This window comes from Aequorivita sinensis (assembly GCF_006346335.1).
In the GTDB taxonomy this organism is placed as follows: domain Bacteria; phylum Bacteroidota; class Bacteroidia; order Flavobacteriales; family Flavobacteriaceae; genus Aequorivita; species Aequorivita sinensis.
Map to the genome: position 1 here is coordinate 58,339 of NZ_VDMC01000008.1, position 17,938 is coordinate 76,276.

The window sequence follows — 17,938 nt, forward strand, 5'->3', positions numbered from 1 at the left end:
ACAAATAAAGGTTTGTTCAAGTAGAGTGAACCTTTATTTTTTTATCTAGCTTTAATCGCAAACTACTGAAGAACTTAAGAGAATATTGAAAAATAGGGCTTAATAGGAAGGTGTAGATAAAAGTCACCCAAAAAACAGGTCCTCCTAAGAAATACCCTATAACTAGTACAATACTTTCTACCAAGATTCTAGCTTTGCTAATAGACCATCGCAAGCGTTCAGATATTGATAGCATGAAGCCGTCGCGCGGTCCTGCGCCTACTCCACCAGAAACATATAAACCGCCTCCTATTCCTATAAGTACAATCCCTACTAATAGAATTAAGTAATCTGTCCAAGTGTTACTTGCGTTAGGTAAAATATCTAGCCATAAAAAGAAATCCATTATGGGGCCAATTAACAAGGCATTTAAAAATGTACCGATATTTACGTATTTCTTACTGACTACTAGTGATACCCCAATTAAAGCTAAACCTACAATAATACTCCAAGTTCCAATAGTTAGTCCAAGTTGATTGTAAAGGGCTACGTTCAACACATCCCAGGGGTGCAAACCTAGGTACTGAACTTTAATTGAAAAAGCAGCACCAAGACCAAAACATACTAAGCCGCTAAAGTAAAATACATAGCGGATGATGTTTTGTAGGGGAGTAGTTTTAGGTTGTTCTTTCATATTGAATTACTAATAGAAAAGTGTAGACTTGTAGTTTAAATTGCTGAAATAAAAAAGGGATGCATCCAAAATGGAGCCTCCCTTTTATAAAATTTCAAATTTTCAACTTATAGTAAAGAAACAGTTAAACCTGCGTCTGTTTTTTCAACTTTAGAAATCTTACTTTTTGTAAGACCTTTAATGGCTTTGTCCCATTTCTTATTGCTTAAACCACTTTGTGTTTTCAGTTCTTCTAGGTCAATTGGAGAATTAGCTTTTAAAAGATTGAAAACGGCTTTTTCATCTTCGCTCATTTCAACTTTCTTTTTTTCCGGACGCATTTGCGGGAAGAAAAGAACTTCTTGAATTGAAGCGTTATTTGTTAAAAACATAATCAATCGGTCCATACCAATTCCCATTCCACTTGTAGGAGGCATTCCGTATTCAAGAGCTCTTAAGAAGTCAAAGTCTATAAATGCTGTTGCTTCATCGTCACCTCTATCCGCAAGTTTTAATTGGGCTTCAAAACGTTCGCGTTGGTCTATAGGGTCGTTAAGCTCGCTATAGGCATTTGCAATTTCTTTTCCACAAACCATTAATTCAAAACGTTCAGTTAGTTCTGGATTATCGCGGTGTTCTTTACACAACGGGCTCATTTCTTTAGGGTAATCTGTAATGAAGGTTGGCTGTATAAAGTTACCTTCACACTTTTCGCCAAAAATCTCATCGATTAATTTACCTTTCCCCATAGTGTTATCTATTGGTACATCTAGGTCTATTGCAGCCTGACGAATTTCATCTTCAGTTTTTCCAGTAATGTCAAACCCTGTGAATTTTTTAATAGCATCTGCCATTGTAACTCTTGGGTAAGGTGCTTTAAAGTCGATTTTATGTTCTCCGAAAGTAGCTTCAGTTGTGCCATTAACTTCCATAGCACAGTGCTCTAGCAATTGCTCACAGAAGTCCATCATCCAGTTGTAGTCCTTGTAGGAAACGTAAATTTCCATTGCAGTAAACTCTGGATTATGCGTTCTGTCCATCCCTTCATTTCTGAAGTTTTTTGAGAATTCATACACTCCATCAAAACCACCTACAATCAATCTTTTTAGGTATAATTCGTTTGCAATTCGCATATACAAAGGAATGTCAAGCGAATTGTGATGCGTTACGAAAGGTCTCGCAGCAGCACCACCTGGAATAGGTTGTAAAATTGGAGTTTCAACTTCAAAATAGCCACGCTCATTAAAGAAATCACGCATAGCATTAAAGAGCTTAGTGCGTTTTATAAAAATTTCCTTCACGTGTGGGTTTACAACTAAGTCGGCGTAACGTTGGCGGTAACGTTGCTCTGGATCGGTAAAGGCATCGTGTACTTTACCATCGGCATCAATACGAGGTTGAGGTAGTGGTTTTAAAGCCTTGCTTAAAAGAGTGAAATCTTTTACCATTATGGTTTTTTCACCAACTTGAGTTTTAAAAAGCTCGCCTTCAATCCCGATAAAGTCCCCTATATCTAATAATTTTTTATAAACGTCATTGTAAAGCGTTTTGTCTTCGCCTGTACAAATTTCATCTCTGTTAAAATACACTTGAATACGACCTTCAGCGTCTTGAAGTTCGGCGAAGGATGCTTTTCCTTGAATTCGTCTAGACATAAGTCTTCCAGCAACAACCACCTTTTTACCTTCTTCAAAGTTTTCCTTTATCTTTTTAGAGGTTTCGGTAACTGGGTATAGTTCTGCAGGGTAAGGGTTGATTCCCATTTCTCGCAGCTGCTTTAATTTGTCTCTACGGATGATTTCTAGTTCAGAAAGTTGCATATATTTTATGTAAAAAATGAATTTGCAAAGATAGGGAAATGAAATGTGAAATAAGAGAAGAGAATTGTCAAATGAATAGTGATATTTTGAAGGTTTTATTCGTTGTGATTATTTCTAATAAAATGAAATGTATTGGGTGAAATTGCCAAAAATTTCAGGGCAAACGAATTCGAATTAAATTAAACTTCATTATTCAAAAAAAAACGTAGATTTGTTTTATGAGTTTTTGGAGAGTCTTACTTGCAATTATTTTCCCACCACTATCCGTTATAGACAAAGGATGTGGATCTGTTTTAATAGTTCTGATACTAACCCTTTTGGGTTGGATTCCAGGTGTGATAGCTGCCTTAATTATATTAAACAATCCTAATAAATAAACACTTATGAAAAAATTAATTATTCTAGGCCTGTTAGCTATCTCATTTGTGAGTTGTCAATTTTCAGAAACACTTGTTATGAACGAAGATGGTTCTGGAAATTTAAGCGTTGAAGTTAATCTAAGTGAGATGATGGCTTTTAGTGCAGGAGCAATGGGAGATTCGGTACCTGTGAAACTTGATACCATAGTGCATATAAGGCAATTTTTGGAGGAGAAAAAAGATAGTATCGCTACGCTTTCAGCCTCTGAACAAAAAAAATTAAAAGCCTTAGAAAACTATAACATCGGAATTAAAATAGATTCTGATGCCTCTGAAATGGTTTATAATATTGCAACAAATTTTAAAGATATAAGTGAGGCAAATAATATTCACGAGGGCTTAGGCCAGGTGGGTAATATGGCGCCAAACTTAAATTCAAATTCTTCGGAAGGAAAGAAAAAAGAATCTTCAGAAGAGAGTATTGGCGTGCTTTACACCTTTAATAATGGTGTGTTTAAGCGCGACGCTTATATTAAAGATGAGGCAAGTCATAAAAAAGAAGTAGATAGCTTAAAAAATACCGAAGCATTTTTAAGTAGTTCTAAGTATACGTTGAACTACACTTTCCCTAGAAAAATTAAAAAAGCTTCAAATCCTAAAGCAACTTTTTCCGCAGACCAAAAAACAGTGATTTTGAAGGAATCTTTTATAGAATACTTTAAAAATCCAGATTTATTAGACTTGGAAATAGAACTGGAAAAGTAAGCCCATAATAATTCTTCAAACTATTTTTTCGGGAGCTGTAAAATATAGCCTTAACACTTTTGTGCTTAATATTTGGTTTGGTATTTGTATATTTCAAGTATAGACGGTTTAAAATCAATAAATCAAACACTAACCTTAAATTACTTAATTATGAAATTGCTAATATACATGCTGCCTTTATTAATGGTTGGCGCCTGTAAAACGACACAAACCGATTCGGTTATTACTAACACAAATACTATGGAAGAGACTATAAATAAGAATTCTGGATGTCCTGACGATGGTACTTGTGGTATTGAAGTATATAAGAATAAAAAGTTAACTATTCTGGACGACGGCACAGGTTCCTTATACCCTGAAATGATAGAAGGGGATGCGATGGTGGTTGAATACACTTACTTTAGAGAGGGACCAGAGGGAACGGTAGATGGAAATTATTCGGAAACTATCCACTTCGAAATTCCGCAGGCAGCTACAAATCTTAAAAAGGAAAATGCGGCTTTAGCTGATGTAAACTTATATTATGGAAAACATTGTTTCTGTAAAGGAGAAGCGGGATATTACCCAGTAACAGATGGTAAACTATTAGTTGATGTTAGCGAAGAAGGGCTTGTATTTGATTTGATTTTTAATGTAAATAAAACCTCCCAGGTAGTGAGACATATTTCTGAAATGATAAAATTCGACTAAATCTTACGTTTACTTTAATACAGAATATCTATAAAATTAAAATGGCCGCCTATATTTAGACGGCCATTTTTTATGGTTTAAAAAGCTTGATTAAGAATTAATTTTTCATCAATTTCTTAGTAGCAGTTTTGTTTCCGTTTTTAACCACTAGGAAGTACATTCCACTATCAATATAGTTGTAGTCTAATTGCTTGTTAAATACTCCAGAAGTATTAACATCGTCATAGATAAACTGATTGATAATTCTACCTCTTAAGTCGTAAAGCGATACTTCTATGTTTTCACTAGAATTAGGAGTAAAGCTTAAGTTGAATACTCCACTAGATGGGTTAGGGTATACTGAGAAGTTCTCGAATGAGAAGTCTTCAGTACCTACAGTTCCTTCTACGATAATTTTAGTATCGTTAATAGAGTAGAAAATATTATCAGAAGCCATAACCATAACTCTACCATTGTTTGTGTTTACGTTAGGTACGTTAATAGTTGCGCTTCCAGTGTTAGGTACATTAAGAGCAATAGTAATTGGATAAGTAAAACCTCCATCAGTTGAGAATTTAATATCAACATTAGAGCAGTTTACTGGAGCCGCATCACTATTTGCAACATCCCAAGTAATAACTTCAGTACTTTGTGTAGTCCAGTTAATTGGGTTATTAGGGTCTGACTGAGAAGTTACTTTAAATGGCCCACTATTTCCATCAACAGTAACAAAAGTATTGTCACTTGCTGTAGCTCCACCACCGGCAGCGTTATCTCTAACAGTATATCTAAAGTTCATGTTTCTACCTACAGCAGGAACTGCTTCCCATCTGTTTGCTGTTGGAGGATTGTTTCCACCAAGGTCACCAGAAAGAACAAAATTAATTCTTGGCATAAATCTATCAGGTGAATCTGAAGGCTCTTCCGATCTAAATGCTGGTCCGCCAATTGAAGTATTTCTTGGTGGCATAGGAGCAATTTCAGTGTTCATTTGTTCCCAAGTATGAGTAAGTGCATCGCCATCAGGATCTGAAGCCGTACCCATTAATATAAATGGAGTAGACTTTGGAATTGTACGTCCAGGACCTGCATCTGCCACAGGAGGTTGGTTTCCTGTTGGTGTTTGTACACCACATTGACCAACACCAGAAGAAATATTTATCCACATTTCTTGGATACTTCTTGCATGGAAATAATCGTCACTTCTACTCTGTACGTTAGGGTTACAAATACCAGCATAAGCCATAATTGTAGATCCACTACCTGGTTCTACAGCTGTACTGTTATTACGGTTACCATTACAAGAATTATTAAAAGTATGGTTAGCTCCATATTGGTGACCCATTTCGTGTGATACATAGTCAACATCATAAGCATCCCCTTTTGGACTGTTTGTACCTGTTACACCACGAGCTTTGTTAGGAGTACATGGAGATCTTAGCTGAGCTAAACCACCAGCACCTGTACTAAAGGTATGTCCGATATCGTAATTTGTAGGACCAATTTCAGCATCAATCACAGTCTGACTTTGGTTGATAAGTATTCCTGCATTGTTATTTGTAAATGGATCACTTGCAGCGTCTAAGTAAATAATGTCAGTATTGTTTGGTACTAAAATCATTGTAAGCGATAAATCTCTTTCGTAAATACCATTAACACGTGTCATTGTTACGTTAATAGCAGCAAGAACAGCGGCCTTTTTAACTTCGTCTGTAGCTGAAGCAGGTATTCCTTGGTCATTTAAATGAAATTGAGAATACTCACCCGTTGTTGCAACCGCTAGTCTGAAAGTTCTTAACATACCATCATTGGCATTTCTTTCATTATAATTTGGCTCTGGTCCTACAGCTTCTTCAACTAAACACTCAAAACTTTCTGGGTTAGAAGGAAGTTGGTTAAGATTGTAAGAAATGTAAAAATCTTTGTTTTGTGTAAACGGATCGATGTAAACAGTAGAATGATTACCAGAAGAAATCATACCGTGTAATCCTAAGTCTGATACACTAAAACGCGCTACAGCAGTTGGGTCGTCAATACCTTTTGCAGTGTACGAACGAATGTTTCGGTATCTGTTTTGTAATTCAGGAGACATAACTGAAGCTTCATAAACGCGGAAGCTTTGAAGTTCGCCGTTATTTGAAGGAAGCTTTATAATTACATTTGAATTTCCAGTATTTCTAGCTGGAGCTTGTGCTAATGCAGATCTTAGCGATGGAGTATTTAATTTGTATAGGCTGTATTCTGCAGGCATAGTTCTGCGAAATTCTTTCTGCAGAGACTCTGTGTCTGTGTTGCGGGCTTTCGTCCACAACGAATTGTTCTGGGCACTTAATCCAAAGCTAAATAAAGCAATGATTAAAACCAGTAGTGGTTTAAAAGTACTTTTTTTCATTTTTAGGTATAATTTTTATGAATGTTTAGAATTGTAAATATAAGAAACCTTTAATAGATTTAAGGAAAATTTAAGAGGTTATGTATTGAGTTTAGTAGATAAATATTGGTATTCAGCTCAAAACGACCTTTTATTCTCTACTCAAGTATTCCAATAATTATATGAATATAGCCTTATAAAGCCGTACATCTTAAAAATTATTTGAGAAAAAACTGTAGAACTAACGCACTAATTTTTACATCGAATACATTATTACAGAATCTGCATCCCCTTTAACCACTAGGTTTGTAGTTCGTTTTCCTTGACTTAAACTCGCTTCTGATGTTCCATAAACAGGAAACCCATTTTGAAGTTTTCCATTTTCATCAAAAACATAAACCTTTTTCTCTTGAGTTTCGGTTATGGAAGTGTAGTAATTTCTGTTTATCTTATAAAGCTGAGGTTGTGTGTAGATTCCCAATGGCAATTCTGCTAGCTTGCCATTTATACGCAGTAAATTATCGTCCAGAGTAGCCTTTGTGTTTCCAGAAATTGTAAACCAATAATTAGCACCAACATCTAATTTTAAAGATGACACTTTACCGTCTGGAGTGATTCTTTCTTTAGTGTTTTCTTTTGTAATTACCACAAAAGTGTTGTCCTCTTCAGCAATTGGAATACTTGAAAAATTGAATTTTTTAGAAACTGAAACCCTAGATTTCCCAACGCGACTTAAAATATTTAAACTACCGTTTTCTTCTGCGATTACGATATAATCCTTACTTCCCATTCTAATGTGAATTGGCGATTGTACTATCGAGCTTTTCGCTTTCTTAAAACCAAAGCCTGTAACAAGTTTTGCGTTTTTATCGTACATAAGCACTTCCTTGTCCTGAATAACTACAAAACGATAATTTCCATTGTTGTCGTAGTCAAACACTGAAAGGGGTTGTGTTACCTCATCTTTAAACTTTATAGGAAACGATTTTGAATCTTTTCCATTTCTATCTAATAGGTAGAAAGCACTCTTAGTGGTAAACGCAATGTGTTTGTTTCCTGAAATGGAAACTTCTTCAACTTCGCCGAGTATTGCAGAATCTAGGTTTTTTGACCAAAGAATTTTCCCGCTTTCAGAAATGAAGTAAAGTTTATTCGTAATATCCTGTACCACAATTTTACTTTCTCCATTCTTGGTTTTAACGAGTTTCGGAGCATTTAAAATCGTGTTTTCAAGTTTTACATTGAATTTTTCTGAAACTTTTTCTGACGATTTTTTTACATTGCCACCTACTTCTTTGCAGCTTAAAGTAACGTGAGCGAAATTGCGATCGTAGCTAAACTGTATAGCTGCTAGTGGAAACTTTTCAAATGAAATTTTCTTAAAAGTATTGTCATTTTCAAAAAACAGAGATAGCGACTCAGATAAATCTCCTTGTAATTTTAAAACTAACAATGAAGAAGCGGTGCTTAAATCTACAATAGTGTTTTCAAAATATGATGTGTTTTTTAATGTATTGTTGTTTTGATAATCACTGATAATCTGTTGCGCAGAAATTTCACTTTCTGTAAAAACGAAAAAATTATCCAACTGAAATACATAGTTAGCTTTTTCAGAATTGATAAGCGGTGAGAAGGTTTCTCTAAACAATTTTGGCTCGCTAAAACTTTTAATTTCAACTTCACGAAATGAACTTTTTGAAGTAACAAAGCGGGCTAATGCATCGCTAGTTAATAAGGCGTCAATGCTTTTTATGAAAATTGCAGATTCTTGTTTAAGTTCGATTATCCCTGCCTCACTTACCGACCCGAATATACCAGTAGTTTGTATAGGTTTTGTATCACCTTTATAATGGCGAATTTTTTCTTGGATACTTTCTGCGTCGTTAAAGGTAAAGCTTAAAGCACTTTTTGCATCCGAAGGGATTAACAGCGCAACGTCATTTTGTTGTGGTATCTGACCTTCAAAAATATTAAGCAGTTGAGGAATAGTGTCTGTAGCCATGCTTATTCCAGTTGCTGTAAAATTCTCTGAAGAAAAGTTAATGTCTAAAGCGCTCCAAGATGTGAAATTTATTTTTGTTGAGTCATTTATAGCCTCTTTTTTGCCGCGCAGTAAGGCTGTAAAATCGTTGGAGGATGGTAAATTAAACACTTTTTTAAAGGTGGCATCACCCTCGGTCTTCCCATTTAAAATGTCCTGTATAATTTGTTGGGACGACGAAACAACTAATACACTATCAATAATCGTTGAATAGGCTGTGTTTTCATCAATTGAAACCCTTTGAAATGACTTTTTATCTAACGTTAAAGTTTCAACAGATTTGTTTTTAACAGAATCTAACTGAAATAGTTTATCTGTGTGTTTTGTGATAAAAGTATAAGCAGAAACAGAATCGTTAATTTTATTTATACTTAAAAGACTCTGAGAAGTTGGGTGAAGGTTTTTAAGTATTTTATCCTTTTTAGTGAAATAAGAATAGATTTCGGTGTTTTCGAACTTAGAAAGCAGTGCACTATTTTCTATATCTGCCTGTAAGTTTTCGAAATTTGAGATCTTAAAAACTACAGCGGCATTTTCTGGAACAAAATCCATTAGTGTTCCTGTTTTTGAAGGTGAGTTATCACAACTTGCAAAGACTCCCAAAAGGATTGGGATGAAAAGTAAAACCGCGAATAAATTTCTATTAATTTTTCCCATAAAACAAAAATAGCAATGTAATGCAATCGTTTAGCATATTGTTTAAATAGTTTATTGACGGGTTGTCAACAGTTCTCCTCCATAATTGATACACTATTATTAAGGAGATAATTTATAAATCTAATAAAGTTGGGTCGGGTAGGAGTTTAAAGCTTTTCCTGTGAAAAATTGAACTTCCTAATTCGCGAATAGCTTCCCGGTGCTCCTTGGTTGGATATCCTTTGTTTTTCTTCCAGTTGTACTGCGGAAATTTTTCGTGGATTTCATGCATAAACTCATCGCGATGGGTTTTTGCTAAAATAGAAGCTGCTGCAATATGCAAATATTTCCCATCTCCTTTTACTACACATTCAAATGGCGTATCGTTAAAAGGTTTAAACTTGTTTCCGTCAACCGCAATAAATTCAGGAGGTGTAGATAGACCTGCTATCGCTCGATGCATTCCTAAAATAGAAGCATTTAGGATGTTTATTTTATCAATTTCATCCATCATAATATGTACTACAGAGTAGCAAATAGCTTCTTTTTCAATAATAGCTCTTAGTTCTAATCTTTTCTTTTCTGAAAGTTGCTTGCTGTCTGTTAAATAAGGATGCTGGAAATCGTCGGGAAGAATTACAGCCGCCGCCGTTACAGGTCCAGCCAAACAGCCGCGGCCAGCCTCATCGGTGCCGCATTCTAGAAGATTGTTGTTTATTTTTAGTTTAAGCATACTAAATACAAATCTCATTAAATTTTATAAATCCGGCTAATTAAAAAACACCAAATATTTAAAATCCAAATTCCAAAATTTCAAAATTCTTCTCTATGTCATTTTAAGTGGGTTGTTTGTTAAAAATTTCAAATTTTGAATGCTATTCTATGGCTTAGCAAAATTTTACGAAAAAATGATGTGAGTGGAGGATTAAGCAAACTTGCGCCAACCGCTAAAATTATTTTAATTCTAACAGTTTAAAAACTATTAGATATAGTGTGTAAATTTAAGTGAACCTTTAGTTTACGCCGTAACGAGGGAAATTTTTAGTAAAGTTTTGTTCTGCCTAGACTTTTTTTGGTTCGTTTTTTTTGGCAATGAAAAAAAATGAACAATTATATTTACATTAATCAATTATAATAGTTATCATATTATTCATTAATACTAAACTTAATATACCTACTTTAATTAAAATGTTATTAAAATTCCAAAATTTTACCAATCACCCTTTTCAATTGAAATTTTGACTTTTCATTTCTGGAGTTTATTTGAAATTTGGATATTGTTATTTGAAATTTTTACCAGTTCTCTTTCAATTAAAAATAAATTACCTTTGCCCAAAAGTTATCTCGAAGATGAAAAGACTCCTATTGCTACTTCTTATATTGTTCGCTTCGGGAACTGTGTATTCGCAAAATAACACTCCCAAAAAGGAGAAACCTCCAATAGATTTTTATAAAATCATTTCTCACGATAGAGATACTACTTATGTAGATACCACACTTAGTATTTATAAGAAATACAAATTCAATTATTTGAGAAGAGATAATTTTGAATTATTACAGTTTTCCAACGTGGGTCAAACCTATAATTCACTAGCGTATTCCTTTGATAAATTAAACTTAAAGCCACTTTTTGCAGCGCAAGCGAGACATTTTAACTATAAGGAAATTGAAGAAGTAAACTATTTTAATGTGCCTACACCGTTTACCGAGTTGTATTTTAAAACAGCTTATAATCAAGGGCAGCAATTAGATGCTTTTTTCACGGTAAATACCTCACCGCAGTTTAACTTTTCTATTGGTTATAAAGGAGTGCGATCGCTTGGAAAATATCAAAATATATTAACGAGTACAGGAAACTTTCTTTTTACTTCCAATTACCGTACAAAAAACAACCGATATGTCATTCGGGCTCACGTTGCAGCACAGGATTTAATGAATCAAGAAAATGGTGGTTTAACAGATAATTCACTGCGATTATTTATAAATGGTGACCCTGAGTTTAGCGATCGAGGTAGATTGGATGTAAATTTTGAAGATGCTGAAAACAAACTAGAAGGGCTTCGTTTTTACGCAGATCATTATTATGAACTACTCAGCCAGCGCGATAGTACAAATTATTCTGTTTTAACAATCGGAAACGTGTTAAGCTATGAGGATAAGTTTTTTGAGTACAAGCAGGACACCCCCTTTAGTACCTTTGGTCCGTCGTATGAAAATGCCGATTTGTACACAAAAACAAAGCTAGAAGATTTTAATGTAAAAGCTTACGCCGACTATAACAGTTCATTGTTGGGGAAAATTACTGCTTGGGCAGGTTATAACGATTTTAATTACGGGTATAATTCGGTTTTAATTCTCGATGAAAATAGAATTACAAACAGGATTAAAGGAAATATTATAGAAGCTGGAGCAGCATACGAAAAGGAATATCGCGGGTTTAAATTATCAGGAAAAGGAGCAATTAATATGGCTGGAGATTTTGATGCAAATTACCTGCAAGCCGCTGCCTCATACGACTTAAATGAAGAGTACAATGCGAAGGCAACTATAACAACTCACTCTGTAGCTCCAAATTTTAATTTTCAATTATATCAAAGTGATTACCAAAATTACAACTGGAAAACCAATTTGAACAATGTAAAAACGCAAGAGCTAAAGTTTGAGATAAACACCAAGAGGTTTGGAAATGCTTCTGTGAGCTATACGGGTATTGACGATTACACCTATTTTGGAATTAGAGAAAACGACAGTACTCCGTCGCCAATACAAGCTTCTGAGCGTGTAGATTACCTTAAAATAAAAGCACAAAAAGAATTTACATTTGGGGTTTTTGCTTTGGAAAATACAATAATGTATCAGCAGGTTTTTAATGGAGATAATGTGTTTAACGTGCCTCAATTAATTACTAGAAACTCACTATACTATCAAGACCATTGGTTTAAACGTGCGTTGTTTATGCAAACAGGGGTTACGTTCAAGTATTTTACCGAATATAATATGAATGCTTACGATCCTGTGCTTGCTGAATTTTACGTGCAGAACGATCAGAAACTCGGAGGGTATCCATTGGTAGATGTATTTTTTAACGCTAAAATTAGGCAAACCCGTATTTATTTCGTGTACGAAAACCTTACCTCCTTATTTGGCGGGAATAACGATCACTTTGCCGCACCAAGACAACCTTATCGCGATGCAGTATTGCGCTTTGGATTGGTTTGGAATTTCTTTTTATAGTTTCAGGACTTCAATGCTGTTTTTTATTTATGTTTTTCACACAAATTGAAATCAAGCGACTAGTGAAATATAAACTTTGATTGGTTTTCGATATAATTTGAGTGTTGGGATATTGCTTTGTAATTACCCAAGCTGTCTATCACATTGTAATTTATAAAACATTAAGACATAAAAAAACCCTTGAATTTTCAAGGGTTTTATAATATCTAAGAAAGTATTTTGCTTAAAATAGATGTTTCAATCTAGTCTTGTAACAATCCTCTAGAAATAACAATTTTCTGTATTTCTGAAGTACCTTCGTATATCTGTGTAATTTTTGCATCACGCATTAAACGCTCTACGTGGTATTCTTTTACGTAACCGTTTCCACCGTGAACTTGAACTGCCTCAACAGTAACGTCCATTGCAACTTGACTAGCGTAAAGTTTAGCCATTGCACCGCTCATATCGTAGTTGTTTCCTTGATCTTTATCCCAAGCAGCTTTCATTACTAAATGGCGAGCAGCTTCAATGCTAGTGTGCATATCAGCTAATTTAAATGCGATAGCTTGATGGTTACAAATTTCTGTACCAAAAGCTTTACGTACTTTAGAATACTCACGAGCTAAATCGTAAGCACCAGATGCAATTCCTAAGGCCTGAGAAGCGATACCAATACGACCTCCAGAAAGTGTTTTCATGGCAAATTTAAAACCGAAACCATCTTCGCCAATTCTATTTTCCTTTGGCACTTTTACATCGTTAAAAATTAAAGAGTGAGTATCACTACCTCTAATTCCTAATTTATCTTCTTTAGGACCAACTTCAAAACCTTCCCAGCCTTTTTCAACTATGAAAGCATTGATTCCTTTGTGTTTTTTCTCTTTATCAGTTTGAGCGATTACTAAATAGAAATCTGCAGACCCACCATTGGTAATCCAGTTTTTTGTTCCGTTTAATACGTAGTGGTCACCTTTATCTATTGCTGTAGTACGCTGAGATGTAGCATCGCTACCTGCTTCTGGTTCGCTTAAACAGAAAGCGCCAAGTTTTTCACCAGTAGCTAGCTTGGTTAAGTATTTTTGTTTTTGCTCTTCAGTTCCAAATTTTTCAAGACCATAACAAACTAATGAGTTATTTACTGAAACAATTACAGAGCAAGAAGCATCAATTTTGCTCAACTCTTCCATAACAAGAACGTATGAAACAGTATCCATTCCGCCTCCACCGTATTTTGGATCTACCATCATTCCTAAGAAACCGAGTTCGCCCATTTTTTTAACTTGCTCAGCAGGGAATTTTTGTTGGTTATCACGTTCTATTACACCTGGTAAAAGTTCGGTGCGTGCAAAATCACGAGCTGCGTCGCGAATCATTAAATGTTCTTCGGATAGACTGAAATCCATAGGGCTTATTATAAGTGAAAATTGTGTTTTTATAAGAAAGGGCAAAGATACTTATAAAATGTAAATTCCAAAAAGACAATTCCTAATTTATAAAGAAACATCAAACGCTACTTTTCAATAGATTAGAGCAAAATTCTGTCGATATTTATCTTATCTGAATTTTATTTAGAATTTGGTTCTCTTAATATGAAATTTTTAGTATCATCATTGGTATATTTAAATTTAAAATATTCTTCAAATTTTGACAAAAGAAACTTATCGTATTATTGGTGTAATGAGCGGCACATCCTTGGATGGGATAGATTTGGTGGAATTAGAATTAAATGTCTCAATAAATAAAGATATTCCTACTTCGCTTCAGATTTTAGATCAATCTCAGGGTGATGTTGAAGGCAACTCCTGGAATTTCCATATTCGTGCAGCTGAAACAGTACCGTATTCTATAGGTTGGAAAAACGATTTACAAGAAGCAATAAACTATTCTGAAGATAAACTTGAGGTTTTAAACCTAAGGTACACCGAAAAGCTTGCTGAAGAAATTACAAAGTTTATTGAAAAACACGATATTCAAGATATTGATGCGGTGTGTAGTCACGGGCATACGATCTTACATCAACCCGATAAAGGGATAACATTACAAATTGGAAATTTACCTCATATTTCAAAATTACTTGGATTGACGGTGGTTTGCGATTTCCGAGTGGAGGATGTAAACCTTGGCGGACAAGGCGCACCTTTGGTTCCTATAGGCGATAGGTTATTGTTTTCAGCTTATGACTATTGCTTAAATCTTGGAGGTTTTGCTAACTGTTCTTATGAAGAAGGTAATAAAAGAATTGCTTTTGATATTTGTCCAGCGAATATCGTATTAAATAAATATGCAGAAAAGCTTGGTAAAGCGTATGACGAAGGAGGAAAAATTGCTGAAGCAGGTGAGGTAAATCAAACTTTGCTTCAGCAGTTAAATTCGTTATCATTTTATTATGAAAAGCCTCCAAAATCTTTAGGACTTGAGTGGGTGAAAGAAAGTATCTTTCCTTTAATAGATTCGTTTAACATTTCAACCAAGGATGTTTTACGAACTTTTACCGAACATATTGCTGTTCAACTCAAGGCTCAATTCAATGTCAATGCTTCAGTATTAATTACGGGTGGCGGAGCTTATAATTCATTTTTGATTAAAAGATTAAAGCAGATTTCAACTGTTAATGTTATAATTCCCACTTCGGAAATTGTTGAATATAAAGAAGCGTTGATATTTGGGCTTTTGGGAGTCTTGAAGTTACGTGGCGAAGTTAATTGTTTAGCTAGTGTTACCGGGGCTTCAAAGGACCATTCTTCTGGAAAAATCTATCTTCCATAATTTTTCTTAAAATCCACTTATAAACTCTTACAAGTTTTATATTTGCTTTTGCCGAAATGGTATAAATGAATAAATAGTCAATACTCTCCTAAGCAATCGCAAAGGAGAATTTTAATGCTAAATATAATAATGAAAGAACTGCTTAAAAAGTACGAAGAAAAAGATCCTGAAATTGTATTCCATTGGAAAGACCCTGAAACAGAAGCCGAAGGTTGGACGGTAATCAACTCATTGCGAGGTGGAGCTGCTGGTGGTGGAACTAGAATGAGAAAAGGACTTGATATGAATGAAGTACTTTCTCTTGCTAAAACTATGGAAGTAAAATTTTCAGTTTCGGGACCTGCAATTGGAGGTGCCAAATCTGGAATTAATTTTGATCCTGCCGATCCTCGTAAAAAAGGAGTTTTAGAAAGATGGTTTAAAGCTGTTTCTCCGTTATTGAAAGGATACTATGGTACTGGTGGTGATATGAATGTAGATCAGAAAACTGAAGTAATACCATTTACTGAACAAAGCGGTTTATGGCATCCACAGGAAGGGGTGTTTAATGGGCATTTTGCACCTTCAGAAGCCGAAAAAATTAACCGAATTGGTCAGTTGAGAAATGGTGTAAGCAAAACATTGGAAAGTTTGGAGTATTGCCCAGATGTATCAAGAGATTATAAAGTAGCCGATATGGTTACTGGTTTTGGCGTTGCTGAAGCTATTAAGCACTACTACGGAATTTATGGTGGTGAGGTAAAAGGAAAACGTGCAATAGTTCAAGGTTTTGGAAATGTAGGTTCTGCTGCAGCGTATTACCTTGCGCAAATGGGTGCCAAAATTGTGGGTATTATCGACCGCGATGGTGGAATCATCAATAAGGATGGTTATTCTCTAGAAGAGGTAAGGCAGCTTTTCCTTAATAAAAATGGAAACGCCTTAGTAGCAGATAATATGCTTTCTTTTGATGAAATAGATGAAAAAATTTGGAATCTCGAGGCCGAAATTTTCGCGCCTTGTGCTGCTTCAAGGTTAATTACTAAAGAGCAAATTTCTCAAATGATTGATACTGGTCTTGAGGTAATTAGCTGTGGAGCAAACGTTCCTTTTGCTGATAAAGAAATTTTCTTTGGTTCAATTATGGAATACACAGATGAGCGTATCAGTTTAATTCCAGATTTTATTAGTAACTGTGGAATGGCACGTGCATTCGCATATTTTATGGAAGGCAAAGTTGAAATGACTGATGAAGCTATATTTAATGATATTTCAAATACTATTAAAAAAGCAATTCAGAATACATTCGACAAAAATAACTCAAAGACGAATATTAGTAAAACAGCTTTCGAAATTGCTTTAAAAGAGTTATTATAATTTACTAAGTAGAGATAGGAAGAAGTTTTCTGTTTTGAAATTAATTGGTGCAATTGGGCTGTATTTTTTTGCATTAAACTTCTTCTTATTTTGAAAAATTATATTTCATAACTTATAACAATTTCTATAATTAATTTCCGTTATTCACTAAAACAAAACTTTATTTATGTTAAACTTCTTTATTCAAGAGGGTGCTGATATAGCACAAGATACCGATTCCATCGCTGAAGGCATACCAGTCGAAGCTCAAGAGAAAACTTTATCAATAATGGATCTGTTGTTAAACGGAGGCGTTGCAGGGCAAATAATTATAGGTGTACTGTTTATCCTTCTCTTTGTGGCAGTTTACATTTATTTTGAACGTCTTTTTGCAATCAAAGCGGCGTCTAAAATGGATAACAACTTTATGAATCAGATTAAAGATAATGTTAGCTCGGGTAATATTCAAGCTGCAAAAGTTTTGTGTGCTCAAAACAATACACCAGTTTCACACCTAACTGAAAAAGGAATTTCTAGAATTGGTAGTCCTTTGGAAGACATAAACACGGCAATTGAAAATGCTGGACGTTTAGAAGTTTACAAATTAGAGAAAAACGTAAGTGTTTTAGCAACTATTGCTGGTGCTGCACCTATGATTGGTTTCTTAGGAACTGTAATTGGTATGGTTTTAGCTTTCCACCAACTTGCAACAAGTAGTGGTCAAGCAGAAATGGGAGCTTTGGCTGAAGGTATTTATACAGCGATGACAACTACAGTAGCAGGATTAATAGTAGGTATTATTGCCTATATGGGTTACAACCATTTAGTAGTGCGTACAGATAAAGTGGTTCACCAAATGGAAGCCACTGCAGTAGATTTTCTAGACATGTTAAACGAACCTGTATAATGAATTTAAGAGGAAGAAATAAAGTTAGTGCCGAATTTAGCATGAGCTCAATGACAGATATAGTATTTCTGTTATTAGTTTTTTTCTTGCTTACTTCGCCTGCTATTACACCAGATGCTTTAGATTTAATTTTACCTAAGGCAAAAGGAAAAACTTCTAATGTGCAAAAAGCTTCCGTAAGTATTACAAAAGATGGAGCCTATTATGTAGATAAGGAGCGTGTAAGCGAGTATAGTATTGAAAATGAACTAAAAAAAGTTCTTGCAGGTCAAGATGAACCAACAATTATCTTGCGAGCCGAAGAAGGGGTGCCTATTGAAGACGCTGTATTTGTAATGGATATTGCAAATAGAAATAAGTTTAAGGTAGTCCTTGCTGTAAGACCTAATTAAAAGTGAACA

General features: G+C 34.7%; 14 protein-coding genes. 8 read left to right on the forward strand and 6 right to left on the reverse strand.

Annotated elements, in window-relative coordinates:
• Positions 1–16: 16 nt before the first annotated feature.
• Together FHP04_RS09815 and lysS are read right to left on the reverse strand one after the other, a co-directional pair.
• Complete coding sequence (locus FHP04_RS09815; protein ID WP_139855928.1) at positions 17–673, reverse strand: YczE/YyaS/YitT family protein; 657 nt, start codon at positions 671–673, stop codon at positions 17–19.
• 107 nt (positions 674–780) lie between these two features.
• The gene (gene lysS / locus FHP04_RS09820) at positions 781–2,472 is read right to left on the reverse strand and encodes a lysine--tRNA ligase (RefSeq protein ID WP_139855929.1); all 1,692 of its coding nucleotides are present in this window, start codon (positions 2,470–2,472) and stop codon (positions 781–783) included.
• A gap of 218 nt (positions 2,473–2,690) precedes the next feature.
• Here lysS and FHP04_RS09825 point away from each other — a divergent pair, with 218 nt between their 5' ends.
• The 3 genes from FHP04_RS09825 to FHP04_RS09835 all read left to right on the forward strand — a co-directional run bounded on the left by FHP04_RS09825 (position 2,691) and on the right by FHP04_RS09835 (position 4,286).
• Entirely contained in the window at positions 2,691–2,849 is a 159-nt protein-coding gene (locus FHP04_RS09825) for a YqaE/Pmp3 family membrane protein (RefSeq protein WP_139855930.1), read from the forward strand.
• Between the two features lie 6 nt (positions 2,850–2,855).
• Positions 2,856–3,596 carry a hypothetical protein gene (locus FHP04_RS09830; protein WP_139855931.1) on the forward strand — a complete coding sequence of 247 codons (741 nt, stop codon included), beginning with the start codon at positions 2,856–2,858 and terminating at the stop codon, positions 3,594–3,596.
• Between the two features lie 150 nt (positions 3,597–3,746).
• Entirely contained in the window at positions 3,747–4,286 is a 540-nt protein-coding gene (locus FHP04_RS09835) for a hypothetical protein (RefSeq protein WP_139855932.1), read from the forward strand.
• A gap of 97 nt (positions 4,287–4,383) precedes the next feature.
• Here the strand turns inward: FHP04_RS09835 and FHP04_RS09840 are convergent, their stop codons facing one another.
• The 3 genes from FHP04_RS09840 to FHP04_RS09850 all read right to left on the reverse strand — a co-directional run bounded on the left by FHP04_RS09840 (position 4,384) and on the right by FHP04_RS09850 (position 10,046).
• Positions 4,384–6,657, reverse strand: a complete 2,274-nt coding sequence (locus tag FHP04_RS09840) for a zinc-dependent metalloprotease (RefSeq protein WP_139855933.1) — start codon at positions 6,655–6,657, stop codon at positions 4,384–4,386.
• Positions 6,658–6,892: 235 nt separating this feature from the next.
• Complete coding sequence (locus FHP04_RS09845; protein WP_139855934.1) at positions 6,893–9,334, reverse strand: hypothetical protein; 2,442 nt, start codon at positions 9,332–9,334, stop codon at positions 6,893–6,895.
• A 112-nt stretch (positions 9,335–9,446) separates the two neighbouring features.
• Positions 9,447–10,046 carry a ribonuclease HII gene (locus tag FHP04_RS09850; RefSeq protein ID WP_139856009.1) on the reverse strand — a complete coding sequence of 200 codons (600 nt, stop codon included), beginning with the start codon at positions 10,044–10,046 and terminating at the stop codon, positions 9,447–9,449.
• 617 nt (positions 10,047–10,663) lie between these two features.
• On the opposite strand from FHP04_RS09850, the gene FHP04_RS09855 reads away from it, so the two are divergent.
• Positions 10,664–12,547: a putative porin gene (locus FHP04_RS09855; RefSeq protein ID WP_139855935.1), complete on the forward strand. Its 1,884-nt coding sequence runs from the start codon at positions 10,664–10,666 to the stop codon at positions 12,545–12,547.
• Between the two features lie 242 nt (positions 12,548–12,789).
• On the opposite strand, the gene FHP04_RS09860 is transcribed toward FHP04_RS09855, so the two are convergent.
• Entirely contained in the window at positions 12,790–13,932 is a 1,143-nt protein-coding gene (locus tag FHP04_RS09860; protein WP_139855936.1) for an acyl-CoA dehydrogenase, read from the reverse strand.
• Between the two features lie 241 nt (positions 13,933–14,173).
• On the opposite strand from FHP04_RS09860, the gene FHP04_RS09865 reads away from it, so the two are divergent.
• From FHP04_RS09865 to FHP04_RS09880, 4 genes are all read left to right on the forward strand, one after another.
• A complete protein-coding gene (locus FHP04_RS09865; protein WP_139855937.1) occupies positions 14,174–15,295 on the forward strand; it encodes an anhydro-N-acetylmuramic acid kinase in 1,122 nt (373 codons plus the stop codon).
• A gap of 129 nt (positions 15,296–15,424) precedes the next feature.
• Positions 15,425–16,651 carry a Glu/Leu/Phe/Val dehydrogenase dimerization domain-containing protein gene (locus tag FHP04_RS09870; protein ID WP_139855938.1) on the forward strand — a complete coding sequence of 409 codons (1,227 nt, stop codon included), beginning with the start codon at positions 15,425–15,427 and terminating at the stop codon, positions 16,649–16,651.
• A 166-nt stretch (positions 16,652–16,817) separates the two neighbouring features.
• Positions 16,818–17,537 (forward strand): MotA/TolQ/ExbB proton channel family protein, encoded by a 720-nt coding sequence (locus FHP04_RS09875; protein WP_139855939.1) that lies wholly within the window; start codon positions 16,818–16,820, stop codon positions 17,535–17,537.
• Positions 17,537–17,929 (forward strand): ExbD/TolR family protein, encoded by a 393-nt coding sequence (locus tag FHP04_RS09880; protein WP_139855940.1) that lies wholly within the window; start codon positions 17,537–17,539, stop codon positions 17,927–17,929. Before FHP04_RS09875 ends, FHP04_RS09880 begins: the two co-directional genes overlap by 1 nt.
• Positions 17,930–17,938 lie beyond the last annotated feature (9 nt).

Coding starts and splice junctions, on each gene's coding strand:
- FHP04_RS09815 (WP_139855928.1), bottom strand. CDS start 673: ATGAAAGAACAACCTAAAACTACTCCCCTACAAAACATCATCCGCTAT.
- lysS (WP_139855929.1), bottom strand. CDS start 2,472: ATGCAACTTTCTGAACTAGAAATCATCCGTAGAGACAAATTAAAGCAG.
- FHP04_RS09825 (WP_139855930.1), top strand. CDS start 2,691: ATGAGTTTTTGGAGAGTCTTACTTGCAATTATTTTCCCACCACTATCC.
- FHP04_RS09830 (WP_139855931.1), top strand. CDS start 2,856: ATGAAAAAATTAATTATTCTAGGCCTGTTAGCTATCTCATTTGTGAGT.
- FHP04_RS09835 (WP_139855932.1), top strand. CDS start 3,747: ATGAAATTGCTAATATACATGCTGCCTTTATTAATGGTTGGCGCCTGT.
- FHP04_RS09840 (WP_139855933.1), bottom strand. CDS start 6,657: ATGAAAAAAAGTACTTTTAAACCACTACTGGTTTTAATCATTGCTTTA.
- FHP04_RS09845 (WP_139855934.1), bottom strand. CDS start 9,334: ATGGGAAAAATTAATAGAAATTTATTCGCGGTTTTACTTTTCATCCCA.
- FHP04_RS09850 (WP_139856009.1), bottom strand. CDS start 10,046: ATGCTTAAACTAAAAATAAACAACAATCTTCTAGAATGCGGCACCGAT.
- FHP04_RS09855 (WP_139855935.1), top strand. CDS start 10,664: ATGAAAAGACTCCTATTGCTACTTCTTATATTGTTCGCTTCGGGAACT.
- FHP04_RS09860 (WP_139855936.1), bottom strand. CDS start 13,932: ATGGATTTCAGTCTATCCGAAGAACATTTAATGATTCGCGACGCAGCT.
- FHP04_RS09870 (WP_139855938.1), top strand. CDS start 15,425: ATGAAAGAACTGCTTAAAAAGTACGAAGAAAAAGATCCTGAAATTGTA.
- FHP04_RS09875 (WP_139855939.1), top strand. CDS start 16,818: ATGTTAAACTTCTTTATTCAAGAGGGTGCTGATATAGCACAAGATACC.
- FHP04_RS09880 (WP_139855940.1), top strand. CDS start 17,537: ATGAATTTAAGAGGAAGAAATAAAGTTAGTGCCGAATTTAGCATGAGC.